At 37.8% G+C, this 10,659-nt stretch carries 10 protein-coding genes and 4 pseudogenes; 7 read left to right on the forward strand and 7 right to left on the reverse strand.

Going from position 1 to position 10,659, the window contains the following annotated elements; genetic code table 11:
• The first annotated feature begins 86 nt into the window (after positions 1-86).
• Positions 87-852, forward strand: a pseudogene (gene purC, locus BHE89_RS01320) (phosphoribosylaminoimidazolesuccinocarboxamide synthase).
• Between the two features lie 167 nt (positions 853-1,019).
• Here purC and BHE89_RS01325 read toward each other — a convergent pair.
• Entirely contained in the window at positions 1,020-1,631 is a 612-nt protein-coding gene (locus BHE89_RS01325) for a glutathione S-transferase family protein (protein ID WP_069368871.1), read from the reverse strand.
• 103 nt (positions 1,632-1,734) lie between these two features.
• Positions 1,735-2,424, reverse strand: a complete 690-nt coding sequence (locus BHE89_RS01330; protein WP_128860273.1) for a helix-turn-helix transcriptional regulator — start codon at positions 2,422-2,424, stop codon at positions 1,735-1,737.
• Between the two features lie 268 nt (positions 2,425-2,692).
• Here BHE89_RS01330 and ypfJ point away from each other — a divergent pair, with 268 nt between their 5' ends.
• From ypfJ to BHE89_RS01345, 3 genes are all read left to right on the forward strand, one after another.
• Entirely contained in the window at positions 2,693-3,577 is an 885-nt protein-coding gene (gene ypfJ / locus BHE89_RS01335) for a KPN_02809 family neutral zinc metallopeptidase (protein WP_069368873.1), read from the forward strand.
• 61 nt (positions 3,578-3,638) lie between these two features.
• The gene (locus BHE89_RS01340; protein ID WP_036936105.1) at positions 3,639-4,091 is read left to right on the forward strand and encodes a DUF441 domain-containing protein; all 453 of its coding nucleotides are present in this window, start codon (positions 3,639-3,641) and stop codon (positions 4,089-4,091) included.
• Between the two features lie 2 nt (positions 4,092-4,093).
• Positions 4,094-6,028 carry a tRNA(Met) cytidine acetyltransferase TmcA gene (locus BHE89_RS01345; RefSeq protein WP_286145812.1) on the forward strand — a complete coding sequence of 645 codons (1,935 nt, stop codon included), beginning with the start codon at positions 4,094-4,096 and terminating at the stop codon, positions 6,026-6,028.
• Positions 6,029-6,106: 78 nt separating this feature from the next.
• On the opposite strand, the pseudogene BHE89_RS01350 reads toward BHE89_RS01345, so the two are convergent.
• Positions 6,107-6,317 (reverse strand): annotated as a pseudogene (locus BHE89_RS01350) (YpfN family protein).
• A 99-nt stretch (positions 6,318-6,416) separates the two neighbouring features.
• Here BHE89_RS01350 and BHE89_RS01355 point away from each other — a divergent pair.
• On the forward strand, positions 6,417-6,800 hold the full coding sequence (locus tag BHE89_RS01355) for a DUF454 family protein (protein ID WP_069368876.1): 384 nt from the start codon (positions 6,417-6,419) through the stop codon (positions 6,798-6,800).
• A gap of 2 nt (positions 6,801-6,802) precedes the next feature.
• On the opposite strand, the gene BHE89_RS01360 is transcribed toward BHE89_RS01355, so the two are convergent.
• The 3 genes and pseudogenes from BHE89_RS01360 to BHE89_RS01370 form a co-directional block, all read right to left on the reverse strand.
• Complete coding sequence (locus BHE89_RS01360) at positions 6,803-7,471, reverse strand: M15 family metallopeptidase (RefSeq protein WP_069368877.1); 669 nt, start codon at positions 7,469-7,471, stop codon at positions 6,803-6,805.
• Positions 7,468-8,600, reverse strand: a pseudogene (gene dapE, locus BHE89_RS01365) (succinyl-diaminopimelate desuccinylase). The gene BHE89_RS01360 and the pseudogene dapE overlap by 4 nt, the downstream one beginning before the upstream one ends.
• Before the next feature lie 5 nt (positions 8,601-8,605).
• Positions 8,606-8,978 (reverse strand): annotated as a pseudogene (locus tag BHE89_RS01370) (ArsC family reductase).
• Positions 8,979-9,169: 191 nt separating this feature from the next.
• Between BHE89_RS01370 and BHE89_RS24650 the strand changes: the two are divergent.
• Positions 9,170-9,520, forward strand: a complete 351-nt coding sequence (locus BHE89_RS24650) for a hypothetical protein (protein ID WP_286145813.1) — start codon at positions 9,170-9,172, stop codon at positions 9,518-9,520.
• A 61-nt stretch (positions 9,521-9,581) separates the two neighbouring features.
• Complete coding sequence (locus tag BHE89_RS24655) at positions 9,582-9,746, forward strand: hypothetical protein (RefSeq protein WP_286145814.1); 165 nt, start codon at positions 9,582-9,584, stop codon at positions 9,744-9,746.
• Positions 9,747-9,826: 80 nt separating this feature from the next.
• Here the strand turns inward: BHE89_RS24655 and BHE89_RS01380 are convergent, their stop codons facing one another.
• Complete coding sequence (locus BHE89_RS01380; protein ID WP_069368881.1) at positions 9,827-10,450, reverse strand: response regulator; 624 nt, start codon at positions 10,448-10,450, stop codon at positions 9,827-9,829.
• Between the last annotated feature and the right edge of the window lie 209 nt (positions 10,451-10,659).

The following is a 10,659-nucleotide window of genomic DNA, read 5'->3' on the forward strand; positions in this document are numbered from 1 at the left end:
GTGAACAGTTGTGTTGTGGATAAGATTTTTTAGTGATAGTACTCACGTTTTTAAAAAGCTTTTTTTATCTAAATCTAGAGTAGAGTATGGGAAGCAAATTTCTTGTTAAACCTATCACATCTTTGGAGTGTGTCAGATGCAGAAAAAAAGCTGAGTTGTATCGTGGAAAAGCCAAAACGGTCTATACCACTGAATCTTCTGATTTTCTTATCCTTGAATTCAGAAATGATACATCAGCGTTAGATGGCCAACGTATTGAACAGTTTGATCGTAAAGGAATGGTAAATAACAAATTTAACCATTTTATTATGAATAAACTGGAAGAAGCGGGTATCCCAACGCAGATGGAACGTTTGCTTTCTGATAATGAAGTGCTAGTAAAAAAAACTCGATATGGTACCTGTTGAATGTGTTATTCGTAATCGTGCAGCAGGATCATTAGTCAAACGTTTAGGTATCGAAGAAGGTACACTTTTAAATCCACCAATCTTTGATTTATTCTTAAAAGATGATGCTCGCCATGATCCGATGGTGAATGAATCTTACTGTGAAACCTTTGGTTGGGTGTCTAAAGAAAACCTCGCAGAAATGAAGCGTTTGAGTTATAAAGCAAACGATGTCCTTAGCGAACTCTTTGATAAAGCAGGACTTATTTTAGTTGATTTTAAACTAGAGTTTGGTCTATTTCATGGCAAAGTTGTATTAGGTGATGAATTCTCTCCTGATGGAAGCCGTTTATGGGATAAAAATACCTTAGATAAAATGGATAAAGACCGTTTCCGTCAAAGCTTAGGCGGATTAATTGAAGCATACGAAGAAGTTGCACGTCGAATCGGTGTTTCTTTAGACTAAATACGCAAACGATTACGTCAAGTTAAACAAGATGTAATTAGAAAAGGTCAGCTTAAAAGCTGACCTTTTGTCTTAAATAGTCCGTTTTAAATGGGATGTGTTAAACGAATATAACTCAGTAGCGCGATACGGATAGCTTGATTGAGTGGCGTTTAATCATAAAAAATTTATCGCAATCCTAAGCTTTCTAATAATTGTTTAATTTCATTATTAAGCGCGAGGCTATCAATATATTGATTAATCAGTGGCGTAGGTTGGATAAGTGCATATTTGCATAAAAATATAAGGAAATAGCCAACATAAACATCAACAGCAGTCAGATTTTTACCACAAAGATAAGGTTTTGCGCTGGCTAAGCCTGCTTCTAAACAATGAAAAGTACGTTCAAAAGAGCCAAAACCAGATGATTTCTGCTGTTCTTCATTAAGTGTAATACCCAGTTCTTTTACCGTAAATGCGGATTCAATAGGACCCGCAGTAAAAAAGAACCAGCGATAGTAAGTCGCACGCTCAGGAGAATGGAGGGCAGGGGCAAATCCTTTTTCAATATATTTATCAGCTAAATAAGCACAAATTGCAGCTGTCTCTGTAACGATAATTTCGCCATCAACTAATGCTGGAACTTTTGCCATCGGATTAATAGCAAGATATTCAGGAGTGCGCATTGGCTCGCCATATTCTAATTCAACACGCTGATAAGGCACATCTAATATTTTTAAGAAAAGCTCAACTGTGTTGCCGCGAGACATTGTATTAGTATAAAGAATAAGTTCGCTCATAATGTTTCCTTACTATGTTGATTAATAGGATGTTGTTTAAACTGAAACAGCTAAACCAAGAACAACTGAGGAAAATATTACGCAAACTGTGTGTCAATTTTTGTCAGGAGTCTCTTTCAAGAGCTCTTTTTTTCCAGCGTGAGAATAAATAGCTTTTCGGGTAAGGCAAATTATCACTTAATACATCATAAGAGATAATTCTATCGAGTCTAAAATGGCGATAGCTTTGACGTAATTCACACCATGCGGCAATAACTTGAGAATCTTGAAAGTAACCCACAGCAATAGGCCAAATAATCCGAGAGCTTAATTTTTTTTGAGCATCTTTATAATCTATTCTGGCTTTCTTTTCTTCACGTAAACTAAAACGCATATCTTTAGCGATGGTATGATCAACTTCAATAATTTGGTTAGTGGGAACGAATAAGGTATTTTGTTCAAGCAATGTTTGATGTTGTGTGGTCACCACGGCATTGATTTTATTAATTGCCCGTAATGCGGAGTGGCTTAATTCTTTATCTGTATGACTTTCTACCCAACGTAAACCCAAAATAAGCGCCTCAAGCTCATTAATATCAAAGGTTAATGGTGGCAGGAGTAATCCTGACTTTAGTTGATAACCGATACCTGCTTCACCCGTGATTTCAGCACCTTGATGACGTAAAGAGTCAATATCACGATAAATAGATCTGACACTAATTTGTAATTTATCTGCAAGTACATCTGCCGTTATCGGGTAGCGATTTTCTTTTAAAATCTGCAATAAAGTGAGTAAACGTTGAGTTCGAGTCATTAAATTATCTATTTATGAGTAAATAAAGGATACAAGGGTAGGAACAAGAATTCTATTATGAACTCGTTAAAAAAAACAGTTTTAATTTCTTATGATATATATTTATTTCTTGTGACAATGGAGGCTATTTTACTCTGATAGTCCCTATTATCTTGCTCTTAAAAAATAGGGAATAGAGATTGCAATTTTTTTGTTATTATCTCAAATCAAGTGATAAATTTGTTCATAATAAAGCTAAAATCGTCTATTTAAACTGTGGGGATAAGTTATGCGTTGGAATGATCGCCGAAGAAGTGACAATGTTGAAGATAGAAGAGGGCAATCTTCCTCCGCATCAGGCGGTAGTAATCTCCCTTTAGGATTAATTGCACTTTTACTCCGTACTAAATATGGGTTTGTGATTATTATTGTTTTAGTGTTAGCGAGTTTTATGGGGTTTGATTTTAACTCTTTAACAGGTGAAACCAACCAAGTGCCACAACCTAACGAACAACAAAGCGCTCTTTATAATGAGGCCGCAGACTTTAGTAGCGTTGTTTTAGCCAGTACAGAAGATTTTTGGCAAACTCTTTTTGCACAAGCAGGCAAACAATATCGTTATCCGAAACTCGTTTTATATACCAATAGCACCACAACGCAATGCGGCACAGGGACAAAAATAATGGGACCTTTTTATTGCCCCGCGGATAGAAAGATTTATCTCGATCTCTCTTTTTATAATGAAATGAAACATAAACTGGGTGGCGGTGGTGAATTTGCTCAAGGCTATGTAATTTCACATGAAGTCGGGCACCATGTTCAGCATTTATTAGGCATCACTAATCAAATGCGCGAACAACAACAAAGGGCGCGTTCAAAAGCAGAGGCAAATCGTTTATCCGTAAAATTAGAGTTGCAAGCAGACTGTTTTGCGGGAATGTGGGGACATTTTATTGCAGGTGAAGGCCGTATTGACGAAAGCGATTTATTAACGGCGATTAAAACGGCGCAAGCCATCGGTGATGATAAATTACAGAAACAACAGCAAGGTTATGTCGTGCCTGACAGTTTTACACACGGCACAGCAGAGCAGCGTAAAACGTGGTTTATGAGAGGCTATAATAGTGGCAGTATCAAATCTTGCGATACATTTGCTTCTTCGTCTTTGAACTAATACCATTCGTCGTTGAATAAAAAATAATTAACGCGATAAAGAGAAAGGCTTAGGAACAAACATGAGTAACGTTGATCCCTCTCTATTAATTTTGCTGGTGCTCGCAGGGCTTGGCATTATTAGTCATAATATGACTGTAACGTTAGCAATGCTTGCTTTGCTAGTGATAAAAATTACACCGCTCAATCAATATTTTCCTGTTGTTGAAAAATATGGCATGACTATCGGGATCTTAATTTTGACCATTGGGGTAATGACACCCATTGCAACGGGGCGTATTTCAGGACAGGAAGTTCTCAATTCATTTTTAAATTGGAAATCACTGCTAGCAATTGCAATAGGTGTCGCGGTGTCTTGGTTAGGCGCTCGGGGCGTTTCTTTAATGAATAATCAACCTTCCACGGTTGCTGGTTTATTAGTCGGTACCGTTATTGGTGTCGCACTTTTCCGAGGTGTACCTGTTGGACCATTAATTGCAGCGGGTATTCTGTCATTGTTAATCGGTAAATCCTAGCTGTGCCATTTTCCTATTTACATCAATATCAGCAAAAATTAGCGCAATTAGGGCAACGTCAGTTACTGCTATTAACAGGCGACCCTACGTGGCAAATGAAGCAGATCCAACAAATTACTCAGTTATGCCAAGGTGATTGGATCACGATATCTTCAAATCAACCCCATGCTATTTTGCCAGAACAAGCAATTCGCCTATTAGGTCGTGAGTTTCTTCATGCCGTTTTTGATGCCAATCTAGGATTTAACACGGATGCTTTAGCCATGTTAACGGGCACATTAAAAGCAGGTAGTATATTGATCCTATGTCTGCCAGATATTGAAAGTTGGGGCAATTATATTGATAACGATAGTCAGCGCTGGAATGATGCTCAAGGTGTACTTTCAACACCAAATTTTATGGCGTGGCTAAAAAATATCACTTTAGGTGATGACCAAGTGATCGTCTGGCAGCAATCAGCATTATTACAATTACCCGTCATCATTGAAACGGCTGGCTCTTGGGCACTTCCACAAGGTAAACCAACCGCAGAACAGCAAGTAATTTTAGATAATTTGCTCTTATCAACATCCTGTGTTTGGAGTGTTATTGCCCCAAGAGGTAGAGGAAAGTCAGCACTAGCGGGAATGTTTATCGAACAATATCCAGGAAATGTACTGGTCTGTGCGCCAGCGAAAAAGAGTATAGATGTTTTATCTTCACATACCAATAAAGCGATTTTATTTTACTCTCCTGATAATTTATTAGCGCTATGTGTAAATAACAATATTCAAAGCGATTGGCTGATTATTGATGAGGCGGCTTCTCTGCCCATTGCACAACTAGAGGCATTGTGCCGTTATTTTCCTAATGTATTAATGACAACCACAGTACAAGGCTACGAAGGAACAGGACGAGGTTTTATGCTGAAATTAGGAGACAGTATCCCTAATTTGCGTACTTATCAATTACAAGCCCCCATTCGTTGGGCTAAAGATTGTCCATTAGAAAATTGGCTTAATCAATTGTTATTACTTGATGAGCCTGAGTATGATTTTGATTATCAGCAACAAGGTGAAGTCGATATCCAGCAACTTCAAGGAAATTGGCATAATAATATTTCACAACTTCATAATTTTTATCAATTGCTGACGAGTGCACATTATCGAACAACGCCACTTGATTTACGACGTTTGCTTGATGGTCAAAAACAGCGTTATTGGTCAGCGTCAATGAATAAAAAAATCGTGGGTGCGGTGTGGTGTATTGAAGAAGGGGGAGCACCTTTCGAACTTGCTCACGATGTCTGGCTAGGGGTTCGTAGGCCGAGAGGTAATTTGGTTGCTCAATCATTAGTCACTTATGGTTTAACTCCTGATGCCATGTGTTTGAATTCATTGCGTATTAGCCGTATTGCTGTTTTACCTCAATATCGGCGCCAAAAAATTGCCGCGACGTTAATTGCTAATATTGTAAAAGAGAGCCAAAAACAGGCTATTGATTATCTTTCGGTGAGTTTTGGTTACACTGACGTATTAGCGCAGTTTTGGAAGCAATGTGGCTTTCAAATAGTACGGTTAGGCGTACATAAAGAGGCAAGCAGTGGATGTTACACTGCAATGGCGATTTATCCGCTAACAGAACAAGGTGAGACGTTATTACAATCTGCTTTAAGTGCCTTTTCTTTACAATATCCGCAGATAAAACAGCAAACAAAATGCTATTTAGCGGATAATTTAATATCAAATCATCTTGCTACACCGCAAGACAGCTGGTTAATGATGGCGGGTTTTGCATTTGCTCATCGTCCAGCCCTTACTGTTTATGAGAGTGTTGCTAACTTTTTGGTCGGTTATGAGCAACACTATCCGTTATTGGTGGCTTTTTTTGTTGACAATAAGTCAGTTGAACAGTGCGTATCTGAGTTTTCTTTATCGGGAAAAAAAAAGCTTAACTAAGCAATTAAGAGCGCAATGTGCACAATTAATGATCGAAAAAAAATGCTCAATTAACATCGCGTTATCAACAATGGTTAGCTACTTATTCTCATCCTTCTTGTTTTGATTTTGTTTAGGCCAATCATCTTCATCATCCCATTTATCATTAAAATCACGATGTGGAGGGAGTTTTCGCTTATTTTTAAGAAATTTTTTTAGGATCAACTTTATTCATCTCTTTAATAGCGTTAATAATAATTCCCACTAAAAGAATTAAAATTACCCACCAATAATCAGCAAACCAGTGCATAAATACGCCTTCTGTTTTAAAATTGTTATTGAGAATGAGGATCTTTTTTATTTAACTCGATAAAATAACGCAATACAGCATGAGTTGGAAAAGCACTGCATGAAACGGATATTATTGATTATAGCAGGTTGGTTATGCGTTGGATTAGCTACGCTAGGGGTTATTTTACCTGTCTTACCCACTACACCTTTCTTACTACTTGCAGCATGGTGCTTTTCTCGTTCGTCAAAGCGCTTTCATTATTGGTTACTTTATCGTTCTTGGTTCGGCCCTTATTTACGATATTGGCAAACTTATCGCGCTATGCCTAAAGGGGCGAAACCTAAAGCTATCTTGGTGATCTTAATTACCTTTGCGATTTCACTGTGGTTAGTGTCTATGCTTTGGGTCAGAATATTATTACTGATAATCTTAGTGTGTTTATTGATATTTATGTGGCGACTTCCTGTTAACGATCAACACGAAGTCCCATATAAAAAATAAGATTATTCAGGCAAAACAATATAACGAGCATATACCTCGTCAAGATTCGCTAATAGCCACTGTTTACCATAAATATGCTCTTCTTCTAACACCGATTTCAGAATATCAGGTGTATAAGCAAGAGAAGCTTCATGAGAAAGAGGCCAATAACTGATATGCCATGGCTCATAAGCAATATCACTCTTTTTATGAGTAAAAGGGCGATAAAAGTCATATGCTGACATATTTTCCGTTAACCAATCATTAAGCTCTGCAAAATAACCACTATCCTCGTATTCCCAAGGTTCTAATTGTAATGATTGACCTTCAGGCAAACGAAAAGGATCGTAAATATCAATTTCAGTACCCCAATGGTGGCGACTTGCACCAGGTAATGCTGACCATTTTAAAATAGCGATACAGCGTTCACCTTCTGATAATGCATGAATATCCATTGGCTGGCTTTGTGCATCTAAAACAGGACGAGTACCTTCAAACTTTCCATTCCATATAGCTAACTGGCGATTAAAATCACGAAAAGAGCTGGCTGGCATTAATTTAAAGCCTGCTTTTGTGGCTTGTTGTTGTAATGCTAAAAAAGCCTTAGTGGCATTAAATTGCAAACGATGCTGACCAGATAAAGTGACTAAATGGTCGGTAGAACGGCCTGTGAGCATTAAAGGTGTCATCATAAAATAAGTTGCTCCATGATCCGCTGATAAATTCGGCTAAGCTGTTGTAAATCTGCTGCACTAATACACTCATTGACTTTATGAATTGTTGCGTTAACGGGGCCTAATTCGACGACTTGAGCGCCCATTTGGGCAATGAATCGTCCATCAGAAGTGCCTCCGCTGGTGGAGAGTTCTGGCTCTAAATTGGTGTAATGTTTAACGGAGTAACGTACAGCTTCAAGTAGTTTGCCTTGCCCAGTAATAAAAGGCTGACCAGATAAAGCCCATTCCAGCTGATAGCGAAGTTGGTGCTTTTGTAATAATGCCTCAGTGCGTTGGCGGATTTCTTCATCGGTAATGGCCGTGCTAAAACGGAAATTAAATTGAAGAAATAGTTCACCGGGGATCACATTATTGCTGCCTGTGCCTGCATGGATATTGGCAATTTGCATTGTGGTTGCTGGGAAAAATTCATTACCTTCATCCCAAACAGTATTAACAAGCTCTTGGATAAAAGGGGAAGCAAGATGAATCGGATTTTCAGCAAGGTGAGGATAAGCAACATGGCCTTGCACACCTTGAATAATTAAATTTGCTGTTATTGAGCCACGACGACCATTTTTTACCATATCACCTAAATGATGTTGGCTTGAAGGTTCACCCACAAGGCAGTAATCGAGACGTTCGCCACGAGACATTAAAGATTGTACGACTTTAACCGTGCCATCTGCAGCTTTCGCTTCTTCATCTGATGTAATTAAAAAAAGCGAGTCGTCCACGGTGATCGGGATAAGAGTGAACAAAAACGTTCAGCCGCGACAATCATGGCGGCAAGCGAGCCTTTCATATCTGCCGCACCGCGCCCATATAATAGTCCATCACGAATAGACGGCTCGAAAGGTGGGTTATCCCACAAATTAGGATCCCCTGTTGGTACAACATCAGTATGGCCAGCAAAAGCCAGTGTTTCACCTTCACCACCACGGCAAGCCCAGAGATTTTCAGTTTCACCAAAAGGCATTCTTTCAATAGTAAAACCAAGAGGAGCAAGCCTATTGATAATCAGTTGCTGACAACCTTGATCATCAGGGCTGATTGATGGACGCGAAATCAGTTGTTGTGCAAGCTCAATAACAGGACAGGACATAAAAATTAGGCTCCTGTAAAGGTCGAATAATCATTGACACCAAAACCAACCATAAAGCGGTTGTCTGATGACACAAGGATAGGGCGTTTAATGATGGCTGGTTTATCTAACATTAGTGAGATTGCAGAGGTAACATCAGTGATAGTGTTCTTTTCTTCATCAGATAATTGACGCCAAGTTGTTCCTCTTTTATTCACAAGTGTCTGCCAATCTAAATTTTCTGTAAAGGTGCGTAATAATGCTTCCGTCAAACCCTCTTTGCGGTAATCATGAAACACGTAAGGAATATGATTATCATCTAACCATTTACGCGACTTTTTTGATAGTATCGCAATTTTTTATGCCGTACATGGTGTATGTCAGGTTTGTCGTGGACATGATATTTTCCTTATATGACAATACGTAATATTAGTATTGATGAGAATGAGTGTTATACAATTCCAAAATAACAGCTTTTGTTGTAGTGAAAAATCCTATTTACATTATAAAATATATCGGATATTAAACTGTCACGTTAGTGTAACGAATTGTGTAGCGTAGAGTAATACAAATACGAATAAAGATTTCCGTTGGTAAAAGAAAATATGAAAAGTATTTCACTGAGTCTTATATTGCTTTTACTCTCTTCTTTTAGCTGGGCTGACGAAGAAAAAGACAGTAGAAAAGTTGATGAGTATAAAATAGCCTTAGAGGCTTTTTTTAACAGTGATTATTTATTGTGTTTGGGCGAAGGGAAATGGCCTGTGTACAGCAATGAAGATGATGCACCATGGGTATTAGAAAGAATGCATGCATTAGTTGAAGCTGGATTGATTGAACAAACCGAAAATGGAGAAGAATGGGTGTTTAATCTTAGTGAAAAAGGACGTAAAGCTTGGCAACCTTATCAAGACTTTTGCTACGGTCATCTTTTTTATTAGTCAGATAAAAGAAATTCAACCAATAGACTCAGATAAAAGTAAAATTTATTTCTATTATGGTGTGAAAGGGATCCCTTCATGGGCAACCAATGAAGAAATACAATCCGCTTTTAGTGAACTTGATATTGTGCTGAATGGAATAAATCGCGAACTGTATCAGTTAAATATCGAAAAGTTACCCGATAACCATTTTAAAGTATTGAGTTATCCAGTACCTATTGAGTAATCAATGGCTTGATATAGACTTAAATGAAATAATAAAGCGATATCTCTTTCTTACCCCGACCCAGTGTCGGGGTAATACGTTTAATACTGATGTTTAATAAGAATAAGACTGGCAGCTAAACGAGAAGTGACTTGCAACTTCTTTAAAATATTACGAATATGAACTTTCACTGTTTCTTCAGAAATAAATAAATTTTCAGCAATTTGCTTATTTTTCATTCCCGCAGACACTTCATGAAGCACATCTAACTCTCTTTTAGTCAACGCTGAAAGTGGGTCAGAATAGTTTTGCCTAAGCTGAATATATTGCCACACTCGCTCACTATAAACGGGATGTCCAACCGCAGCTTTGCGTAGGCTCAGTAATAGCATGTCTAATTCACACTCTTTTAAAAGATAACCGTTTGCGCCTGCATCCAACGCAGCATAAACATCATTACGTGAATCAGAAACGGATAAAACAAGAACATAAGATGTTAAACCAGAGCGACGAAGTGTTCGAATAATATCAATACCTGAACGCCCTTGTAGATTTAAGTCCATCATAATTAAGTCTGGATTTAACTGTTTTGCAGCAGTTACTGCCTCTTGAGCATTGCCACTTTCGCTTACTACGACAAAATCCTTGTCTTTTTCTAACAATAGCCGTAATCCATATCTCATGATAGGGTGATCATCCACTATCATAATTGAGTAGCTAGGCATAACCCCTCTCCCTAAAAAAAATAATAATGTGCGTAATCTTTCCAATAGCAGAAAATAAAAAAGTAAATTCCAAATGAAGAATAAAAATTAGAATCAGACATCTTATTAAAACAATAAGAAAATAAATTGACGGTTGGCAATATTACACCAATTATTGTTACGGGTAAAAAAGAAAAATAACCCAAAAGACTAACAAAAAAATCTAATTC

It is taken from the genome of Shigella sp. FC1967, assembly GCF_001743005.1.
GTDB lineage: Bacteria > Pseudomonadota > Gammaproteobacteria > Enterobacterales > Enterobacteriaceae > Proteus.

What these genes read in the sequence shown, in the direction of transcription:
- BHE89_RS01330 (WP_128860273.1), bottom strand. Translation starts at nt 2,424, where the DNA reads ATGACTCGAACTCAACGTTTACTCACTTTATTGCAGATTTTAAAAGAA.
- BHE89_RS01340 (WP_036936105.1), top strand. Translation starts at nt 3,639, where the DNA reads ATGAGTAACGTTGATCCCTCTCTATTAATTTTGCTGGTGCTCGCAGGG.
- BHE89_RS01380 (WP_069368881.1), bottom strand. Translation starts at nt 10,450, where the DNA reads ATGCCTAGCTACTCAATTATGATAGTGGATGATCACCCTATCATGAGA.
- BHE89_RS01325 (WP_069368871.1), bottom strand. Translation starts at nt 1,631, where the DNA reads ATGAGCGAACTTATTCTTTATACTAATACAATGTCTCGCGGCAACACA.
- BHE89_RS01360 (WP_069368877.1), bottom strand. Translation starts at nt 7,471, where the DNA reads ATGATGACACCTTTAATGCTCACAGGCCGTTCTACCGACCATTTAGTC.
- ypfJ (WP_069368873.1), top strand. Translation starts at nt 2,693, where the DNA reads ATGCGTTGGAATGATCGCCGAAGAAGTGACAATGTTGAAGATAGAAGA.
- BHE89_RS01355 (WP_069368876.1), top strand. Translation starts at nt 6,417, where the DNA reads ATGAAACGGATATTATTGATTATAGCAGGTTGGTTATGCGTTGGATTA.